The following is a 19794-nucleotide window of genomic DNA, read 5'->3' as shown; positions in this document are numbered from 1 at the left end:
TGCCGAAAAGCCTTACAGCCCGTCGAGCAACGCCTTGTCGCGCACAGCGCCTTTGTCGGCACTGGTTGCCAGCAGCGCGTAAGCCTTCAGCGCCGTGGTGACTTTGCGCGGACGCACTTCCACCGGCTTCCAGCCCTTCTTGTCCTGCTCGGCGCGGCGGGTGGCCAGCTCCTCATCGCTGACCAACAGGTTGATCGAGCGGTTGGGGATGTCGATCAACACCTTGTCGCCATCGCGCACCAGGCCAATCGCGCCACCGGCAGCGGCTTCAGGCGAAGCGTGGCCGATCGACAGGCCCGAGGTACCGCCAGAGAAGCGGCCGTCGGTGAGCAGGGCGCAGGCCTTGCCCAGGCCTTTGGACTTCAGATACGAGGTCGGGTACAGCATCTCTTGCATGCCCGGGCCGCCTTTCGGGCCTTCGTAACGGATGATCACGATGTCGCCGGCCTGTACTTCATCGGCCAGAATGCCGCGTACGGCGCTGTCCTGGCTCTCGAAGATCTTCGCGTTGCCTTCGAACACGTGGATCGATTCGTCAACACCGGCAGTTTTCACCACGCAGCCATCAAGGGCGATGTTGCCGTACAGCACGGCAAGGCCGCCTTCTTGCGAATAGGCGTGCTCAAAGCTGCGGATGCAGCCGTTTTCACGGTCGTCGTCGAGGGTTTCCCAACGGGTCGATTGGCTGAACGCGGTCTGCGTCGGGATGCCACCAGGGCCGGCCTTGAAGAAGGTGTGCACAGCTTCATCGTCGGTCTGGGTGATATCCCATTTGGCGATGGCTTCTTCCATGCTCGGGCTGTGCACGGTCGGCAGGTCGGTGTGCAGCAGGCCGCCACGGGCCAGCGAGCCGAGGATGCTGAAGATGCCGCCGGCGCGGTGGACGTCTTCCATGTGGTACTTCTGAATGTTCGGCGCAACCTTGCACAGCTGCGGCACCTTGCGCGACAGCCGGTCGATATCACGCAGGTCGAACTGGACCTCACCTTCCTGGGCTGCAGCGAGCAGGTGCAGGATGGTGTTGGTCGAGCCGCCCATGGCGATGTCGAGCATCATGGCGTTTTCGAACGCCTTGAAGTTGGCGATGTTGCGCGGCAGCACCGAGGCGTCGTTGTCGCCGTAGTAGCGTTTGCACAGCTCGACGATGGTACGGCCGGCAGTGAGGAACAGCTGCTCACGGTCGGAGTGGGTGGCCAGGGTCGAACCGTTGCCAGGCAGGGCCAGGCCGAGTGCTTCGGTCAGGCAGTTCATCGAGTTGGCGGTGAACATGCCGGAGCACGAGCCACAGGTCGGGCAGGCGCTGCGCTCGTACTCGGCGACTTTTTCATCGCTGGCGGTAGAGTCGGCGGCGATGACCATGGCGTCGACCAGGTCCAGGCCGTGGCTGGCGAGTTTGGTCTTGCCGGCTTCCATCGGCCCGCCGGAGACGAAGATCACCGGGATGTTCAGGCGCAGTGCAGCCATGAGCATGCCAGGGGTGATCTTGTCGCAGTTGGAGATGCACACGATGGCGTCGGCGCAGTGGGCGTTGACCATGTACTCGACCGAGTCGGCGATGATCTCGCGGCTGGGCAGCGAATAGAGCATGCCGTCGTGGCCCATGGCGATGCCATCGTCGACCGCAATGGTGTTGAACTCTTTGGCCACGCCACCGACGCGCTCAATCTCGCGGGCGACCAGTTGGCCCAGATCCTTGAGGTGCACATGCCCCGGGACGAACTGGGTGAACGAGTTGGCGATGGCGATGATCGGTTTCTTGAAGTCTTCGTCCTTCATCCCGGTTGCGCGCCACAGGGCACGGGCACCGGCCATGTTGCGGCCGTGGGTGGAAGTCTTGGAACGATAATCAGGCATGAAGCACTCCTGGCGGCTGAATCAGGTCAGAAAAAAGGGAAGTGAGCTTCTCTTGTCCTTTGCACCGCAGGCCGGTTGCCACTGGCACGGATGAGGTCGAAAACACTACGGGATCGCCGCAAGCTCGACCAGAGCTCATAAACCCGCCGGGGATGACTGGCGATGAATAGGCCGATTCTACACCGCTGCGGCCGTGAAGGGAGGCCGATGTGCCGGGTGGATATTGGCTAGGCATTGGCCGAACTGTCGTAGGAGCTTTCCTAAATGCGCTCGAACGGGCAATTGCTGGCTGACGTGCCCTCGCCAGCTGCCTATTATCGCCGCGCCGCATGTGCGGCTCGACGAGATACACCCTCAATGGACCTTCCCAGTTTTCAGTTCATCACGAACCTGCATTCTGGCACTGAGCGCGCTGGCGCCAGGGCTGCCGAAGGCTTGCACCTGAGAGGGTGAGGGCTGCAGGCGCCCGCGTCGGCGCCTGGAGACAACACATGCACTACTCCCCCGATTATGTAGACGCGCAAGCCAAGCAGCGCCGCGACGCCCAGGCTCGACGTGACCACCTGCTGCGGTCGCAGCTCCATCCTGCCGGCACCGCCGGTGCACTGATGATCAGCCAGTACTCAAGCCTGGAGAGTGGCTTGAGCGCCAGTCAGGCGATCGACATGCTGCGCCGCGAGGCGGCTGATGCCGAAACCATCTATCAGTCCTATGTGCTCGATGAGCAGCGCAACCTGCTCGGCACCGTGTCGCTGCGCGAGCTGATCCTGGCAGCACCCGAGGCGGCGATTGAACAGGTCATGGTGCGCAATATCATCAGCGTCAGCGTGCACACCTTGCAGGAAGAGGTGGCGCGGTTGATTCGCCTGCATGACCTGCTGGCGGTGCCAGTGCTCGACGACGACGGTCGCTTGGTCGGTCTGGTGACCTGTGACGAAGCGTTGGATGTGGTGGTGGAAGAAGCCACCGAAGACTTCCACAAGGGCGCGTTGATCGCCAATCACGTCGGCAACCTGCGCGACGCCACGCTGGGGCTGCTGTACCGCAAGCGCGTGCTGTGGCTGGTGTTGCTGGTGTTCGGCAACCTGTTCTCGGGCGCGGGCATCGCCGCGTTCGAGGAAACCATCGCTGCGCATATCGCCCTGGTGTTCTTCCTGCCATTGCTGGTCGACAGCGGCGGTAATGCCGGTGCGCAGTCGGCAACCCTGATGGTACGAGGCCTGGCGACCGGCGAAGTGGTCATGGCGGACTGGCTGCGGATGCTTGGCCGCGAGTGCGGCGTGGCCCTGGCGCTGGGTGCGACCATGGCAGTGGCGGTAGCTTCGCTGGGGATGTTGCGCGGCGGTGCGGATATTGCCTTTATCGTCGCCAGCAGCATGCTGGTGATCGTCTTGATTGGCAGCCTGATCGGCATGAGCCTGCCGTTTCTGCTCAGCCGGATCAACCTTGATCCAGCCACGGCGAGTGGGCCGTTGGTGACGTCGGTGGCTGATGCAGTGGGGGTGTTGATCTACTTCGGCATTGCTTCGCAGGTGCTGGATATCTGAGCAGCAGCGATGACAGCGACCAGGCGTCGCTGTCATCGCGCTCAGGCCAGCGGCTTAGCTGTTGGGCAGCAAGCGGCAGGTGATGCTCTTGATGTAGCGGGTTTCAGGGATCGCCGGGTGTACCGGGTGATCAGGGCCCTGACCGCCGCGCTCGAGCAACTGCAGGTTGCGGTCGAGGTGGCGGGCGCTGGTCAGCAGGATGTTGTTGAGGTCGTCTTCGGGCAAGTGCATCGAGCACGAAGCGCTGACCAGAATGCCGTCCTTGTTGAGCAGGCGCATGGCTTGCTCGTTCAGGCGACGGTAGGCGCCTTCGCCGTTTTTCAGGTCTTTCTTGCGTTTGATGAAGGCGGGTGGGTCGGCGATGATCACGTCGAAGCGCTCTTCAGCGGCCTTCAGCTCGCGCAGTGCTTCGAACACGTCACCTTCTATGCAGGTCAGCTTGTCGCCGATGCCATTGAGTGCTGCGTTGCGCTCGACACCGTCCAGAGCAAAGCTTGAGGCATCCACGCAGAACACTTCGCTGGCACCGAACACGCCGGCCTGCACGCCCCAGCCACCGATGTAGCTGAACAGGTCGAGTACGCGCTTGCCTTTGGCATACGGCGCCAGGCGGGCACGGTTCATGCGGTGATCGTAGAACCAGCCGGTCTTCTGCCCTTCACGCACCGGGGCTTCGAACTTGACGCCGTTCTCTTCCAGGGCGACCCAGTCCGGCACTTCACCGTAAACGGTTTCGACATAACGCTGCAGGCCTTCGGCATCGCGCGCGGCGGAGTCGTTCTTGAACAGGATGCCGCTCGGCTTGAGCACCTGCACCAGGGCGGCGATCACGTCGTCCTTGTGCTGCTCCATGGTCGCCGAGGCCAGTTGCACCACGAGGATGTCGAAGAAACGGTCGACGACCAGCCCTGGCAGCAGGTCGGAATCGCCGTAGACCAGGCGGTAGCACGGCTTGTCGAACAGGCGCTCACGCAGCGACAGGGCTACGTTGAGTCTGTGCACCAGCAGCGATTTGTCCAGCTGCAGCTTGATGTCACGCGACAGCAGGCGCGCGCAGATCAGGTTGTTCGGGCTCAGCGCGACGATGCCCAGCGGTTTGCCGTTGGCGGCCTCGAGCACAGCCTGCTGGCCGGCTTGCAGGCCTTGCAGTGGCGTCGCGGCAACATCGATTTCGTTGCTGTAGACCCACAGATGGCCGGCGCGCAGGCGGCGATCGGCATTGGCTTTGAGGCGTAGGCTGGGCAGGGACATGACGTCGCTCCGGAAAAAAGAGCGGGATTATAGCCTGTTGCCAGGCCCGTCGGTGCGGTGGATGACGAAGCGCTGCGGGAGCTGCAAGGGTGGCTGACACCTGGGGTAGCAATCTTGGGTCGTGCTGCAATGATGCAGTGGTTGGTGCGTTGGGGGGCGCCGGGGTTAGAATCGGCTGACCTTATCGAGTATGTACGTATGTCCCAGGAACTCACCGCCGAACAGATCCAGCACGCCTTGCAGGGCATCACCATTCCGCCGCAGCCGCAGATCATGGTCGACCTGCAGTTCGAGCAGTACATGCCCGACCCCGATCTGGAAACCATCGCCAAGCTGATCGCGCAGGATCCGGGGCTGTCGGGGGCCTTGCTCAAACTGGTCAATTCGCCGCATTTTGGCCTGAGCAACAAGATTGGCTCGATCCAGCGTGCGGTCAACCTGCTCGGCAGCCGCTCGATCATCAACCTGATCAACGCGCAGTCGATCAAGGGCGAGATGAGCGATGAGACCATCGTTACCCTCAACCGCTTCTGGGACACCGCCCAGGACGTTGCGATGACCTGCCTGACCCTGGCCAAGCGGGTCGGCATTCAGGCAGCGGACGAAGCCTATACGCTGGGCCTGTTCCACGATTGCGGCGTGCCGTTGATGCTCAAGCGCTTCCCCAACTATATGGAAGTGCTCGAAGAGAGCTACGCGAAAGCCGATGAGCAGACCCGCGTGGTCGATACAGAGAATCGCGCGTTCAACACCAATCACTCGGTGGTGGGTTACTTCACCGCCAAGTCCTGGCGCCTGCCCGAGCACATCAGCGCGGCCATCGCCAACCACCACAACGCGCTGGCGGTGTTCCGCGACGAAACCTCGCGCAATACCCAGAACCAGCTGAAGAACCTCTTGGCAGTGCTGAAGATGGCCGAGCACATCTGCTCGTCGTATCAGGTGCTGGGCAATCAGTCGGTCGATCATGAGTGGAACGCGATCAGCGCGCTGGTGCTCGATTACATCGGCCTGTCCGACTACGACTTCGAGAACCTCAAACAGACCATTCGCGAATTGGGCGGGCGCTGACCGATGCCTGAATTGCCAGAAGTCGAAACCACCCGCCGGGGCATTGCGCCGTATCTTGAGGGCCAGCGCGTCAGTCGCGTGGTGGTGCGCGAGCGGCGTCTGCGCTGGCCGATCCCGGATGACCTCGATGTGCGGTTGTCCGGGCAGCGTATCGTCAGCGTCGAGCGGCGGGCCAAATACCTGTTGATCAACGCCGAGGTCGGCACGCTGATCAGCCATCTGGGCATGTCGGGCAACCTGCGCCTTGTCGAACTGGGTTTGCCGGCGTCCCGCCATGAACACGTCGATATCGAACTCGAGTCCGGGCTGGCGCTGCGCTACACCGACCCGCGCCGCTTTGGTGCGATGCTCTGGTCGCTTGATCCGCTCAAGCATGAACTGCTGCTGCGGCTGGGGCCGGAGCCACTGACCGAGCTGTTTGACGGCGACCGCCTGTTCAAGCTGTCACGTGGGCGGGTGATGGCGGTCAAGCCGTTCATCATGGACAACGCGATCGTGGTCGGGGTGGGCAACATCTACGCCACCGAAGCGCTGTTCGCCGCTGGCATCGATCCGCGCCGCGAGGCGGGCGGTATTTCCCGTGGGCGTTATCTGAAGCTGGCGCTGGAGATCAAACGGGTGCTGGCAGCGGCCATCGAGCGTGGCGGCACTACCTTGCGCGACTTTGTTGGCGGCGATGGCCAGCCGGGCTATTTCCAGCAGGAGCTGTTTGTCTATGGTCGCGGCGGCATGCCCTGCAAGGTATGTGGCACTGACCTGCGCGAACTCAAGCTGGGCCAGCGGGCCAGTGTGTATTGCCCGCGCTGCCAGCGCTGACGCCGCTCAGGGCAGCACCAGTGCCTGGCCAACCCCGCGCGGGTCGCTGGCAGCCTCAACGCTGCCAGCCTGCTTGTTCCAGTACAGCACCTGCTGGTTGCCATAGCTGCGACCAAGATCCTTGAGGCGATAGCCGCGCGCTTCCAGCTGGGCTTGCTCGGCAGCACTGAACGCCCCCGGCTCGTGCTCGACTACATCCGGCAGGTATTGATGGTGATAGCGCGCAGTTGCCGGCCAATCCTGCACCGGTTGGCCCTGTAGAAAGCCCATCATCGACAGCAGCACCATGCTCGGAATGCGGCTGCCGCCCGGCGTGCCAAAGCTGGCGAACTGGGTCGGGCTCTCGATAAAGCTTGGGCTCATGCTCGACAGCGGCCGCTTGCCCGCCGCCACGGCGTTGGCCTGGCTGCCGGCCAGGCCGTAGCTGTTGCTGCCACCTGGGTCGGCGGCAAAGTCGTCCATTTCGTTGTTCAGCACGACGCCGGTACCGGCCACGGTGAACGCCGCACCAAACGGCAGGTTGACCGAAAGCGTCGCAGCGAGGGCATTGCCCTCGGCATCGATCACTGCAAAATGCGTGGTGTGATCGCCTTCGCGCCAGGCCGGCGCGGGCGGCAGGGCACTGCTTGGGGTGGCTTGATAGACGTCGATACCGTCGGCCAGACCGGTCAGGTAACTGCGTGCCAGGAGCTTGTTGATTGGGTTGCTGACGTAATCGGGATCACCCAGCAGGCCGCGGTCGCGGTAGGCACGGCGCAATACTTCGAGTACATAGTGGCTGCGCTGGACCGGCTCGGCGCTCTGCCACGGCAGGCGTTGGAGCATCGCCAGGCTTTGCGCCAGAGCAACACCGCCGGCCGAGGGCGGTGGGCTGCTGATCAGCTCGCGCTGGTCGGCCAGCTTGAAGCGCAAAGGCTCGCGCCAGACGCTGCGATAGCTGGCCAGGTCGTCGAGGCTCCAGATACCGCCCGCCTGGCGTACACCGGCCACCAGCCGCTGCGCCAACTGGCCGCGATAGAAACCATCGCGGCCGTGCGCGGCAAGCTGTTGCAGGGTAGCTGCCAGTTCGGGCTGGCGGATCAGTGTGCCCAGTGCCGGCACCTGATTGTCACGCAGGAACAGCCGCGCGCTCTGCGCATCCTCACGCAACGCTGCAAGACGCATCTGCGCCCGGTCGCGATAGACCCGATCAACGGCAAAACCTTCATTGGCGAGGCGAATGGCCGGCGCCAAGCTGTCCTTGAGCGGCAGTTTGCCATGAGCGTTGGCCAGATCAGCCAGGGCTTGCGGCAGGCCAGGGATGGCAGCGGCCAATGGACCGTTGATCGACAGGCTCGGGCTGAGCTTGCCATCTTTCAGGTACATGTCAGCGGTTGCTGCGCCGGGCGCACGCTCGCGGGCATCGAGAAAACGGTAGCGTGGCGTCTCGCCGGCTTCACGCAGCAGGAAGAAGCCACCACCGCCCAGCCCGGAGCCGTAAGGCTCGACCACGGCCAGCGCAGCGCTGACGGCAATCGCGGCATCGAAGGCATTGCCGCCCTGTTCGAGAATCAAGCGGGCGGCAGCGGTCGCGTCGGCGTGTGGGCTAGCAATCGCAGCGCGCCCAGGCACTTGGGCCTGGGCGGCCGTCGCCAGCAGTGTGACAACCGCACCAAGCGCCGCCCGGCGCAAACCGCGCAGGCTGATCACTAGGCTTTGCCGGTGATCCGCTGATATTTGGCCATCAGCTCGTCGGTGGTTTCCGGGTGCGCTTCATCCAGCGGGATGCAGTCGACCGGGCAGACCTGCTGGCACTGCGGCTCGTCATAATGGCCAACGCACTGGGTGCACAGGTTCGGATCGATCACGTAGATCTCTTCACCTTGAGAGATGGCAGCGTTCGGGCACTCGGGTTCGCAGACGTCGCAGTTGATGCAATCGTCGGTGATGATCAGGGACATGGGGGCTCCGGCCGGGGCTCTGGGCCCGGGCATGTTTCAGACCTAATGGCCGCAATTGTGCCGCAATCGCGCCCGCAGTGCACGCGGGCGCGACGTTCAGGCGCTGCAGATCACTTCTTGAAGCGTTCGGTGAGAGCCTCGGCCACTGCTGGATGAACGAACTTGGTGATGTCTCCGCCCAGCGCGGCGATCTCCCTGACCAGGGTCGAGGAGATGAACGAGTAACGTTCCGAAGGCGTCAGGAACAGGCTTTCGACGTCGGGCGCCAGTTGCCGGTTCATGTTCGCCAGCTGGAACTCGTACTCGAAGTCCGACACTGCACGCAGTCCGCGCAGGAACACATTGGCGTTCTGCTCCTTGGCGAAATGCGCCAGCAGGCTGGAGAAGCCGATGACCTCGACATTGGGCAAGTGGCTGGTGACTTCACGCGCCAGAGCGACCCGTTGTTCCAGCGGGAACAGTGGGTTTTTCTTGGGGCTGGCCGCCACGGCGATGATCACATGATCGAACAGACGCGAAGCGCGCTCGACCAGGTCGCCATGGCCCTTGGTAATCGGGTCGAAAGTACCCGGGTACAACACTCGGTTCATCGCGTCATCCTGGCTGGAGTGCGTTGGGGAGTCGGATGGTAGCGCAGCGACTGCGCCCGGCCAAGTCGCACGGCCTGACCAAGGCACTATAGACAGTCCGGGCAGGGCTTGTCATGCGCGCGCGAGTCAGCGAATGAACAGCTTGTAGACCAGCCGTTGCAGTGCTTTGCCGTAGGGCGGATAGATCAGCCGGGCCAGGTTGAGCCGCTGCTTGCTCAGTACTGCCCTGGCGTTGCTGAAGGTCAGGAAGCCGTCGTGACCGTGATAGCGGCCCATGCCCGAAGGCCCGACGCCGCCAAAGGGCAGGTCATCCTGGGCAACATGCAGCAGGGTGTCGTTGATGCACACCCCGCCCGAGTGGCTGTGCTGCAGTACCAACCGCTGCTGCGCGCGGTCTTGGCCGAAGTAATACAAAGCCAAAGGCCGCGGCCGCTGATTGATGTAGGCGAGCGCATCGTCGAGCTTGTCATACGGCACCAGCGGCAGCAGTGGGCCGAAGATTTCGTCCTGCATGATCTGCATGTCATCGCTCACATCCAGCAGCAGATGCGGCGGCAGGCGGCGACCTTCGCGGCTTTCATGCGGATACAGGTCAAGCACCTGAGCACCTTTGTCGCTGGCATCCGCGAGCAAGTGCACGAGCCGCTGCAGTTGCTGCGGGTTGATGATCGCGCTGTAGTCGCGGTTGCCGGCGATGCTCGGGTACAGGCGGCGCACGGCCTGTCGGTAGGCGTCGGCAAACGCGCCGACACGATCACGCGGTACCAGCACATAGTCGGGCGCGACGCAGGTCTGGCCGGCGTTGAGCAATTTGCCAAAGGCGATGCGCTCGGCGGCACCGGCCAGGGCCGCATCGGACGAAACGATGACCGGCGACTTGCCGCCCAGCTCCAGCGTTACCGGAGTCAGGTTGTTGGCCGCCGCCAGCATCACCCGCCGGCCGATGCTGGTGGCACCGGTGAACAACAGGTGGTCGAACGGCAGGCGGGCAAATGCCTGGCCGACCTCGACCTCCCCCAGCACCACGCTGACCAAGTCCTCGGGAAACACCCGCGCCAGCAGCGCTTGCAGGGCGATTCCGCTGGCCGGGGTGGCCTCACTGAGTTTGAGCATGACCCGGTTGCCCGCCGCCAGCGCTCCGGTCAACGGGCCAATGGCCAGAAACAACGGGTAGTTCCACGGCACGATAATGCCGACCACACCCAAAGGCTGGTACTCCACCCGCGCGCTGGCCGGTTGAAAGGCCAGGCCGACCTTGCGCCGCGAGGGCCGCATCCAGCGCTGCAGCTGGCGCTCGGCATCGCGTAGGCCTTGTACCGTGGGCAGCAGCTCGGCCAGCAGGGTTTCGTCGGCGCTACGCCCGGCAAAGTCGGCATCGATCGCCTCGATCAAGCGCTGTTGGTCTGCCAGCAGCGCTTCGCGCAGGCTTTTCAGCCATTGCCGGCGCTGCGCGGCAGGGGGCGACGGGTTGCCGGCGAACGCCTGTCGCTGCAGGGCGAACGTCGCTTGCAGGTCGAGGTCGGAATGCACAGGAGGCGCGCTCAGGGTTGAAGACATCACAGGCTCCGCGAGGCCGGACAGGTGCTAGAGCTTGTACTCTAATTCGATCAGGATTTCGACCCGTCAGCAGCCTGCAATCGTGCAACCGTGGCTGGATTGACCGTAAGATGCGGTATCGAACTGCCCGTAACCTGGAGCTGAGCATGGCCCCACGCATCAATACCCGTGAGCGCATCGTGCAAAACAGCCTGGAGCTGTTCAACCAGCAGGGCGAGCGCAGCGTCAGCACCAACCATATCGCAGCGCACATGGAAATGTCGCCCGGCAACCTGTACTACCACTTCCCCAACAAGCAGGCGATCATCGCCGTGCTGTTCAGTCAGTACGAAGAGCTGGTCGACAGCTTTCTGCGCCCGCCCCAGGGCCGCGCGGCGACCGTCGAAGACAAACGCTTCTATCTCAAGGCACTGCTCGCGGCGATGTGGAACTACCGCTTTCTGCATCGCGACCTGGAGCACCTGCTTGAGAGCGATCTGGAGCTGGCGGCCCGCTATCGGCGCTTTTCCCAGCGCTGCCTGGTGCAGGGCCAGGCGATCTACCGCGGCTTTGTCGATGCAGGCATCCTCGCCATGGCGCCGGCGCAGATCGAGTCGCTGACCATCAATGCCTGGATCGTGCTGACTTCGTGGGTGCGCTTTCTCAGCACCACCCGCGAACATTCGGCGCATCTGGGTGAAGAAGCTTTCAAGCGCGGCGTCTATCAAGTGCTGGTGCTGGAGCTGGGCTTCGTTACGGCCGATGCGCGCGCTGCTGTCGACGCCTTGTGCGATGAATTTCACATACCTCTCAACCAGGCCCTGGCGCACTGACGCCTTGCTGCCATTCGATCAGGAGATTGCCATGCCCCTCGCGCAGTTGATCACCCCACAGCAGTTGGCCGAGCGTCTGGACTCGCCTCGGCTGGTGATTCTGGACTGTCGTTTTGCTCTGGAGGACGTCGATTACGGCCAGCGCAGTTATGCCGAAGGGCATATCGCCGGCGCGCACTTTGCCGATCTTGAGCGCGACCTGAGTGGCAAGGTGGTCAAGGGACAGACCGGCCGGCATCCGTTGCCGGACCCGCAAAGGCTGATCGAGCGGCTGCGCGAGTGGGGTGTGGATAACACCAGTGAGGTGGTGCTGTATGACGACGGCCCTGGCGCCTTCGCCGCACGCGCCTGGTGGCTGCTGGTGTGGCTGGGCAAGCGCGACGGTGTGGCGATACTCGATGGCGGGCTCAAGGCCTGGCATGCCGCGCAACTGCCGCTGAGCCTGGATTCGCCACCCAAGCGCGAGGGCGGCTTCAGCGGTGAGGCCGATACGCAGCTATTGATCGATGCCGAGCAGTTGCTGGCCGAGCTGGACAAACCTGAGCTGACCTTGCTCGACGCCCGCGGCTTGCCGCGTTTTCGTGGTGAGGTGGAGCCGATCGATCCGGTGGCGGGGCACATTCCCGGAGCCAGATGCGCGGCATTCACCGACAACCTAGGCGCCGATGGCCGGTTTCTGCCGGTCGAACAGCTCAAGCAGCGCTTTGCCGAGCAGTTGGCCGGGCGCGCGCCAGAGCAGCTGGTTGCCTACTGCGGCTCGGGGGTGACGGCGTGTCACAACCTGTTTGCCCTGGCGCTGGCCGGCTATCCGTTAGGCCGCTTGTATGCAGGTTCCTGGAGTGAGTGGATCAACGACCCGCAGCGCGGCGTGGCCACTGGCGACTGAGGCCGTCAGCGCTTAACCGCGCTCGGCCAGCCACTGCGGAATGCGCCGCTCAAGGTAATACCCCGGCTTGCGCAGGCTGCCTTCGACAAAGCCTACATGCCCGCCGCGGGCATGCAGTTCGAATTCGGTCTGCGCCGGCAGCTCTTCAGGCGTCGGCAGGCTATGGGTGAACACGAACGGGTCGTCGCTGGCGTGAATGATCAGGGTCGGTGTGCGGTTCTCGCCCAGGTAATAGCGGCTGGATGCTCGCCGATAGTAATCGTGTGCATCGGCAAAGCCGTGCAGCGGCGCGGTGACCTTGCCGTCGAAATCCCAGAACGTGCGCATTTTGCCCAGCGCGCCTAACTGCTCGATCTGGTCCAGCCCCTGCTGCTGGCCGGTGGCGCGAAAGTACTGCTGCTTGTGTTGCACGTAGGCCAGCATCTCGCGCATGAAGTGCGCTTGATAGATTTTCGAAAAACCCAACCCGATGCGGTCGGCGCATTGATCCAGGCGAAACGGCACCGATACCGCGACCGCTGCCTGCAACTGACTGGCGGCGCCGCTTTCACCCAGGTACTTGAGTAGCACGTTGCCGCCCAGTGAGTAACCGACCCCATACAACGGCGCCAGCGGCCGCTGCGCACGCAGGTGCTGGATGATTTCGGCAAGGTCTTCGCTGGCGCCGGAGTGATAGCTGCGCGCAAGCAGATTCGGCTCACCCGAACAGCCACGCCAGTTGACCGCAACACTGGCCCAGCCGAGCGCCTGCAAGGCATGCTGCAAACCCTTGACGTAGGGCGAGCTGGACGAGCCGGTGAGGCCATGCAGGACCACCACTAACGGCGTGTCGAGCTGATGCGGCCCGTACCAGTCGAGGTCGATGAAGTCGCCATCGGTCAGCCAGAGCCGCTCGCGACTGCGGGCCAGCTCCGGCAATCTGCGCCAGAGCGGGCCCCACAAGGTTTGCAGGTGAGGGTTGGTCAGGCCGGTGGCCGGGCGGAACTGGGCAGTGTGGCTGGGCATGCTGGGGCGGCTCGTGATGTGCCTGCCTAGAGTGCCATGAAACGGCGCCGCTGTACCTGTGCTATCGGTCGCTGTGTGGCAGCGGCGGCAAGGGCTGCTGCGGTTGGTCCGAGCCCAGGCTGACGGTCACCATGCGACTCAGGTCGAGGTGCTCCTGCAGTGCGTGGCGTGCGCTGCGTGCGCTGACTGCGCTCAACTGCGCCTGGTAGGTGACCAGGTGATCGGCGGGCAGGCCCTGATGGCTGCCTTTGCTCAACAGCTCCACCAGCCCGCTGTTGGTTGCCACCGAGCGTACCAACTGGCCAGACAGCTGCCGACGGCTTAGCTCCAGTTCGGCGTTGGTGGGGCCCTCATTTACCAGCGCTTCGAGCATGCCCGCGACCAGTTCGCGGCTCGCCTCGCGGTATTGCGCGGCGCAGTCCCAGCCGATGGCGAGCACGCCGCCGGCCTTGAGCGGAGATGGCCGGCAACTGATGTGATAAGTCAATCCGCGACGTTGCCGCAGCTCCTGCATCAGGCGTGAGTCGAATCCTGAGCCGAGGACATCGGCTGCCAGAACCAGCGCCGGATAGTCTGCCTGCGACGGCCGCCCGCTCATGGGTACCGCAAGCAGGAGGGTGTTGTTTGCAGCAGGCGTTGGCACATGTGCGCTGGCGGCGCTGGTGGGCGGAACCGGCGGCAACTCGGCAGCGGCCCAGCCTTGCGGCAGAGCCTCGGCGAGCTGCTCGACCAGCGCCTCGGCTTGCGCCCGCGACAGATCGCCGACGATCGACACCTGCAGATTGTTGGCCGAGTAAGCGCGCTGATGGAAATCACGCAAATCCTGGGCGGTCAGGGCCTGAATGCCCTGCTCAGTGCTACCCAATGGGGCGGCATACGGGTGCCCGGCATACAAGCGGCTGAACAGTTCACTCTGGGCGCGGGTTGGCGCAGCGTTGTAGCGAGAGCTCTGGAATGCCCGTAGTTGCTGCTTGACCTTGACCAGTTGCTGTTCGTCGAAGGCGGGCCGTGCAAGCATCTCGGTAAACAGCGCCACGGCCTGCGCCAACACCACTTCGCTGCTCAGACAGCGCAGCGACAACGAGGCATGCTCCAAGCGGATCTGCGTGCTGAGGATCGCGCCCAATCGCTCTGTCTGTTCGGCAAACTGCTCGGCGTTCAAGCGCTCGGTGCCTTCATCGAGCATATACATCGTCAAGGCTGCCAGTCCGCTGTGTTCGGCATCCACGCTGGTGCCGGCATTGAACAGAACGATCAGGTCAACCATCGGCAATTGGCGCGCCTCGACGAACCGTACCTGGGTGCCATGGCTGGTCTGCCAGGCCTGTACCTCAGTGCGAACCTGTTCGAACTGGCTCAGGTCGATGCCTTCGGCTGAGGACAGGTTGGCGGTAACGGCGGTGGGTGCAATGCTTGTCGAATCAGTCATGGGTTTGCTCCTGGGGCATCATGTAGGTAATGCTCAGTCGATCCCGGGTCAGGTAGCTGAGGGCTGCGTGGCGCACAGCGTCTGCGCTGACCTGCTCGATGGCGTGCTGCTCACGGTCGAGAAACGCAGGGTCGACGCCGATTGCGGCATATCGCCCAATGGCGTCGGCCTGCTGGCTGATCATGTCTCGGCCGAACACCAGATTGGCCAGCAAGCGTGCCTTGGCGCGCTCAAGCTCCGCTTCGCTGGGCGCTGTCTGGGCCAGCACCTGCAGCTCGTCCAACACCACTTCGCCGGCTTGCTGCGGGGTGCCTTGCTGGGGGTTGCTGAACATGAAAAACGACATCAGGCTGTCGCCACGCATCAGGTGCCGGTACTCGGCGCGCATCGCCTGGATCAACTGCCTGCGATTGACAAGTTGCCGATACAGCCGCGAGCTGACGCCATTCATCATCAGTTCCGGGATCAGGCGTAGTGCGCAGCTCTCTTGCTCATCGACTGCGGTTGCCTGGCTGGGAACGTTGAAGTTCATGATCAAACCCTCGCGCATCTGTGCCAAGGCCACGGTTTGGCTGCGCGATTGCAACGCAGTCGGCCCTGTTGGGCGCCTATTGAATGGCACTTGAGCGCGGGCCACAGCGGCAAAATGGCGCTCGACATACCGGCGCAGGCGCGCCAGATCGATATCGCCCACGACCACCAGTGTCGCGTTGGCGGGCTGATACCAGTTCTGGTACCAACGGCGCGCGGCTTGAGCGGTGAGGCTTTCAACATCGGCCTGATGGCCGATGATCGGGGTCGCATACGGGCTGCTGCCGTGGGCCAGGAGCCTGTCCCGCTCCAGGGCGATGGTCAGTGGGCTCTGGTCGGTCTGCAGGCGTCGCTCTGCCAGCACGACCTGCACCTCGCGCTCGAAGGTCGACTGCTCGAAGCGCGCAGTGCCCATGGCATCGGCCATTGCTTCCAGTACGATCTCCAGGCGGCTGACAGGCAGCGTTACCGGGAAGCACGTAGCATCTTCGGAGGTGAAGGCGTTGGGGTCGCCGCCCAGCAGGGTAAGCAGTTTGGAGTACTGCCCCGATGCCAGTTTGCTGCTGCCTTCGAACATCAGGTGTTCGAGCAGATGCGACAGGCCGGATTGGCCGGCCGGCTCATAGCTTGAGCCGACGTGGTACCACAGTTGCGCACTGACCAGCGGGGCGCGGTGGTCCTGGCGCAGATAGACCTGCAGGCCGTTGTCGAGTTTGAAGCTTTGCAGCGGCGGCTGCGTGAGCACCGTCTGGCTGGCTGACAAAGGGGTTGCGGACGAGGTCATGATTGGAGCGCTCCTGTTCGACGTTAGAACGAAGCAGCTTCAATCAAGCGGGTGACCCACCTGCGTTAATTAATTACGCAGGTGGGCTGCGGGCGTCAGCCGCGTTGCCACAGTGCGTAATGGACCTGGCCGGTCTTCTTCTCACGGTGCAGGCGCCAACTGGCAGGCATCTGCAGCGAAGACGGCGCTACTTCGCTTTCGGTGTAGATCCAGGCCCGCTCGCGCAGCCACTGGCGTTCTTCGAGCAGGCTGCAGGTGTTGGCCAGCAGGTCCTGATTGAACGGCGGATCGAGAAAGACCACGTCGAACTGTTTTTTCGCTTCGCCATCCAGATAACGCAGGGCGTCGGTCTGGAGGATCTGCCCGCGGGCGCAGCGCAGCAGCTCGAGGTTGTCCTTGAGGTTGCTGACCGCGGCGCCGTTGTTGTCCAGCGCCACGGCATTTTCGGCGCCGCGCGACAGGGCCTCGAGCACCAGCGCACCGCTGCCAGTGAAGGCGTCGAGCACCTGCGCGCCTTCGATGTAGGGCGCGAGCCAGTTGAACACGGTTTCGCGCACGCGATCAGGGGTAGGCCGCAGGCCCGGGCCGTCTGGCACCGGCAGGCGGCGGCTGCGCCACTCGCCAGCGATGATGCGCAGGTGACCCTGGCCTTGGCTTACGCCGGGCTTGGCGCGAGCGGGGGTGGATGGCTTGGCCATTAATGCTCCGGTACGCCAAGCGGCTGCTCGGCGGGTTTGTCAGTAGGCGGCGGCAGCGGTTGCTGCGCGACTTTCGGGCCGACCGTGACGATCACCAGTTTGTCCGCTGCCAGGTGCTTGTTCATGGCGGCCTTGACCTGCTCGACGGTGAGGCTCTGCGACTGCTGCATGAAGTCTTCGAGCCAGGTCAGAGGCAGGTTGTAGAAGCCGATTGCGCCCAGCTGGCCAACGATGCTGGCGTTGCTGGCATTGGACAGCGGGAAGCTGCCGGCCAGTTCGCGCTTGGCATCGTCCAGCTCTTGCTGGGTCGGGCCGCTCTTGAGGTAGTCGGCAAGGATATCCTGAACCAGCTTGAGTGTCCCTTCGCTGAGTTCGGCGCGGGTCTGCAGGTTGATCATGAACGGGCCGCGGACCTGCATCGGGCTGAACACCGAGTACACGCCGTAGGTCAGGCCGCGCTTCTCGCGCACCTCGCTCATCAGCCGCGTGCCAAAGGCGCCGCCACCAAGGATCTGGTTACCCAGAGACAGTGCTGGCCAGTCCTTGTCCTGGCGGTCGATACCCAGCTCGGCGAGCATCAGGTGGGTCTGCTTGGACGGGAAGTCGATGTGGGTCAGGCCCGCTTTCGGTTCGCTCGGCTCGGCCGGTTTGGCCAGCGCTGGGCCTTGCGGCAGCGCGGCGGAAACCTGCGCAGCAATCGCTTCGGCATCACTGCGACTGAGGTCGCCAACCAGCGCGATCACGGCATTTTTCGAGGTATAGGCCTTGGCGTGGAACGCGCGCAGTTGCTCCAGAGTGATCGCCGGGATGCTCTGCGCAGTGCCGTCACTCGGCTGGGCATATGGGTGATCGCCATACAAGTTGGCGAACAGCGCCTTGCCGCCGATCTTGGCCGGGTTCTGCTTCTCGTACTCAAAACCGGCCAGCAGCTGGTTCTGGATGCGTTTGAGCGCGTCGGCGGGGAAGGTCGGCTTGCCGACCACTTCGGCAAACAGCTTCAGGGCCGGCTCGCGCTTGTCGCTGGCGCTGAGGCTGCGCAGGGTCGCTACCGCCATGTCGCGGTAGGAACCATTGCCAAAGTCGGCGCCCAGGCCTTCGAAGCCTTCAGCGATTGCAGTGACGTCCTTGCCGGCAACGCCTTCGTTGAGCATGGCGTTGGTCAGCGTGGCCAAGCCAGCGACGTTACCGTCCTGGCTGCTGCCGGCGGCAAAGGTCACGCGCAGGTCGAACATCGGCAGTTCGCGGGCTTCAACGAACAGCACGCGGGCGCCTTCGGCGGTGTTCCAGCTCTGGATGTTCAGTTCACGCCGGCTCGGCGCCTTGCCGTCCAGTTCGGCCAGCGACTGCAGGGTATTGGCTGGTCTTGCGGCACTGCTGGCAGGCTTGGCATCGGTAGTGGTTGCGGTAGCGGCATCGGACTGCGCCGGGCGGGTCAGCATAATGGTGCCGGCGACTGCCAGGGCAACCGCGCCGAGACCGATCAGGGCGTAGCGTGGAAGGCGGCGATCACTCATGAGCGGACTCCTCGGGCAGTACATGGGCAACGCTCAGGCGTTCGCGGGTGAAATAGGTGCGGGCGGCGTCCTGGATGTCCTGCGGGGTCACTTGCTTGAGCTCGTCCAGTTCGCTGTCGATCAGCTTCCAGGACAGGCCGACGGTTTCCAGCTGGCCGATGGTGGTGGCCTGGCTGCTGATCGAGTCACGGTCATACACCAGCCCGGCGATGACCTGGGCGCGTACACGCTCGAGCTCTTCGGCGGTTGGCGGAGTGGTCTTGAGTTCGTCGAGCAGCTGCCAGATGCCTTTTTCGACATCAGCCAGGGTCTTGTGCTTTTGCACATTCGGCGTGGCCGAGATCAGGAACAGGCTGTCGCCGCGAGTAAACGCGTCGTAACCGGACGACGCGCCGGCGACCAGCTCCTGGCCGCGCTCCAGGCGTGCTGGCATGCGCGCGCTGTAGCCGCCGTCGAGCAGCGCCGAGATCAGCCGCAGGGCATGCACGGTGCGTGGCTCCTTGGCGGTGGCCAGGCCTGGCACGTTGAAGCCGTAGATCAGGCTCGGCAACTGCGTACGCACGTGCAGGGTCAACTGGCGCAGGCCGGGCTCGGCCAGCTCCAGCGGCAGCTTGGACGGCGGCACGGCGCGTTTCGGGATGGCGCCGAAGTATTTCTGCGCAAGGCCTTTGACTTCATCGACGGTAACGTCGCCGACCACCACCACGGTGGCGTTGTTCGGCGCGTACCAGGACTCGTACCAGTGGCGCAGCTCCTCGACTTTCATCCGCTCCAGGTCCGCCATCCAGCCGATGGTTGGCGTGTGGTAGCCGCTGGCGGGGTAGGCCATGGCGCTGAACAGCTCGAATGCCTTGGCGTTGGGCTGATCGTCGGTGCGCAGGCGCCGTTCTTCCTTGATCACTTCGATTTCACGGCTGAATTCGTCGGCCGGTAGGCGCAGGCTGGCCAGGCGGTCGGCTTCGAGCTCGAACGCGACCGGCAGGCGATCGCGCGCCAACACTTGGTAATAAGCGGTGTAGTCGTCGCTGGTGAAGGCGTTTTCTTCAGCGCCGAGGTCGCGCAGGATCCGCGAAGCTTCGCCCGGGCCGAGTTTGGCGCTGCCTTTGAACATCATGTGCTCGAGCGCATGGGACAACCCGGTCTGGCCTGGGGTCTCGTAGCTGGAGCCGACCTTGTACCAGATCTGCGAGACCACCACGGGGGCGCGGTGGTCCTCGCGCACGACCACTTTGAGGCCGTTGTCTAGGATGAATTCGTGGGTCGGTTGCGGATCGGCGGCAAGTGCTGCCAGGGGCAGGCAGAGCGTGCTGAGCAGCAGGCCAGCAGCGCGGCGGGCTAGAGCATTCATACGATGATTAACCTGTACGGCGGCCCGCTTCGGTTTAGCGTCAGCAGGCCAGGAGGTGCTAGGATACTGATCCGGTTGCCTGGCGACCATGCCTGTCGCCGTTCTGGCCCGCAGGACCCTACGACAAAACGTTGCGCATGAACCAGCCGGATTCAAGATAG

17 protein-coding genes are annotated in these 19794 nt (G+C 63.8%); 5 read left to right on the top strand and 12 right to left on the bottom strand.

Annotation, left to right across the window (positions count from 1 at the left end):
* Positions 1–12: 12 nt before the first annotated feature.
* Positions 13–1854, bottom strand: coding sequence for a dihydroxy-acid dehydratase (gene ilvD, locus M2396_RS10705; protein ID WP_103435662.1), 1842 nt, complete (start codon positions 1852–1854; stop codon positions 13–15).
* A gap of 491 nt (positions 1855–2345) precedes the next feature.
* Between ilvD and mgtE the strand changes: the two genes are divergently transcribed.
* Positions 2346–3401 (top strand): magnesium transporter, encoded by a 1056-nt coding sequence (gene mgtE, locus M2396_RS10700; RefSeq protein WP_150570392.1) that lies wholly within the window; start codon positions 2346–2348, stop codon positions 3399–3401.
* Positions 3402–3455: 54 nt separating this feature from the next.
* On the opposite strand, the gene M2396_RS10695 is transcribed toward mgtE, so the two are convergent.
* A complete protein-coding gene (locus M2396_RS10695) occupies positions 3456–4652 on the bottom strand; it encodes a class I SAM-dependent rRNA methyltransferase (protein WP_103435664.1) in 1197 nt (398 codons plus the stop codon).
* Positions 4653–4904: 252 nt separating this feature from the next.
* Here M2396_RS10695 and M2396_RS10690 point away from each other — a divergent pair, with 252 nt between their 5' ends.
* Together M2396_RS10690 and mutM are read left to right on the top strand one after the other, a co-directional pair.
* The gene (locus M2396_RS10690) at positions 4905–5723 is read left to right on the top strand and encodes an HDOD domain-containing protein (RefSeq protein WP_178080808.1); all 819 of its coding nucleotides are present in this window, start codon (positions 4905–4907) and stop codon (positions 5721–5723) included.
* A gap of 3 nt (positions 5724–5726) precedes the next feature.
* Positions 5727–6539 (top strand): bifunctional DNA-formamidopyrimidine glycosylase/DNA-(apurinic or apyrimidinic site) lyase, encoded by an 813-nt coding sequence (mutM, locus tag M2396_RS10685; RefSeq protein WP_101315427.1) that lies wholly within the window; start codon positions 5727–5729, stop codon positions 6537–6539.
* Positions 6540–6545: 6 nt separating this feature from the next.
* Here mutM and ggt read toward each other — a convergent pair whose 3' ends face one another.
* The 4 genes from ggt to M2396_RS10665 form a co-directional block, all read right to left on the bottom strand.
* Positions 6546–8228: a gamma-glutamyltransferase gene (gene ggt, locus M2396_RS10680; RefSeq protein ID WP_409035096.1), complete on the bottom strand. Its 1683-nt coding sequence runs from the start codon at positions 8226–8228 to the stop codon at positions 6546–6548.
* Entirely contained in the window at positions 8228–8479 is a 252-nt protein-coding gene (locus tag M2396_RS10675; protein ID WP_101315429.1) for a YfhL family 4Fe-4S dicluster ferredoxin, read from the bottom strand. The genes ggt and M2396_RS10675 overlap by 1 nt, the downstream gene beginning before the upstream one ends.
* Positions 8480–8589: 110 nt before the next feature.
* The gene (gene coaD, locus M2396_RS10670) at positions 8590–9069 is read right to left on the bottom strand and encodes a pantetheine-phosphate adenylyltransferase (protein ID WP_101315431.1); all 480 of its coding nucleotides are present in this window, start codon (positions 9067–9069) and stop codon (positions 8590–8592) included.
* Between the two features lie 126 nt (positions 9070–9195).
* Positions 9196–10626: a coniferyl aldehyde dehydrogenase gene (locus tag M2396_RS10665; RefSeq protein WP_259074674.1), complete on the bottom strand. Its 1431-nt coding sequence runs from the start codon at positions 10624–10626 to the stop codon at positions 9196–9198.
* Between the two features lie 146 nt (positions 10627–10772).
* Here M2396_RS10665 and M2396_RS10660 point away from each other — a divergent pair, with 146 nt between their 5' ends.
* Positions 10773–11438 (top strand): TetR/AcrR family transcriptional regulator, encoded by a 666-nt coding sequence (locus M2396_RS10660; RefSeq protein ID WP_101315435.1) that lies wholly within the window; start codon positions 10773–10775, stop codon positions 11436–11438.
* Between the two features lie 31 nt (positions 11439–11469).
* Positions 11470–12324, top strand: coding sequence for a sulfurtransferase (locus tag M2396_RS10655; RefSeq protein ID WP_259074671.1), 855 nt, complete (start codon positions 11470–11472; stop codon positions 12322–12324).
* A 12-nt stretch (positions 12325–12336) separates the two neighbouring features.
* Here M2396_RS10655 and M2396_RS10650 read toward each other — a convergent pair whose 3' ends face one another.
* The 6 genes from M2396_RS10650 to M2396_RS10625 all read right to left on the bottom strand — a co-directional run bounded on the left by M2396_RS10650 (position 12337) and on the right by M2396_RS10625 (position 19633).
* Positions 12337–13329 (bottom strand): hydrolase, encoded by a 993-nt coding sequence (locus M2396_RS10650; RefSeq protein WP_259074669.1) that lies wholly within the window; start codon positions 13327–13329, stop codon positions 12337–12339.
* 61 nt (positions 13330–13390) lie between these two features.
* Positions 13391–14758 (bottom strand): pitrilysin family protein, encoded by a 1368-nt coding sequence (locus M2396_RS10645; protein ID WP_150573336.1) that lies wholly within the window; start codon positions 14756–14758, stop codon positions 13391–13393.
* Positions 14751–16073 carry a pitrilysin family protein gene (locus M2396_RS10640; RefSeq protein ID WP_259074667.1) on the bottom strand — a complete coding sequence of 441 codons (1323 nt, stop codon included), beginning with the start codon at positions 16071–16073 and terminating at the stop codon, positions 14751–14753. Before M2396_RS10640 ends, M2396_RS10645 begins: the two co-directional genes overlap by 8 nt.
* Before the next feature lie 95 nt (positions 16074–16168).
* Positions 16169–16771: a 16S rRNA (guanine(966)-N(2))-methyltransferase RsmD gene (gene rsmD, locus M2396_RS10635; RefSeq protein ID WP_101315445.1), complete on the bottom strand. Its 603-nt coding sequence runs from the start codon at positions 16769–16771 to the stop codon at positions 16169–16171.
* On the bottom strand, positions 16771–18285 hold the full coding sequence (locus tag M2396_RS10630) for a pitrilysin family protein (RefSeq protein WP_150570386.1): 1515 nt from the start codon (positions 18283–18285) through the stop codon (positions 16771–16773). Before M2396_RS10630 ends, rsmD begins: the two co-directional genes overlap by 1 nt.
* The gene (locus M2396_RS10625; RefSeq protein WP_259074663.1) at positions 18278–19633 is read right to left on the bottom strand and encodes a pitrilysin family protein; all 1356 of its coding nucleotides are present in this window, start codon (positions 19631–19633) and stop codon (positions 18278–18280) included. Before M2396_RS10625 ends, M2396_RS10630 begins: the two co-directional genes overlap by 8 nt.
* Positions 19634–19794 lie beyond the last annotated feature (161 nt).

The organism is Pseudomonas sp. BIGb0278 (genome assembly GCF_024809895.1).
Classification (GTDB): Bacteria; Pseudomonadota; Gammaproteobacteria; order Pseudomonadales; family Pseudomonadaceae; genus Aquipseudomonas; species Aquipseudomonas shirazensis.
Note: the sequence above shows the minus strand (reverse complement) of the source record. Positions and strands in the feature narration are given on the sequence as shown.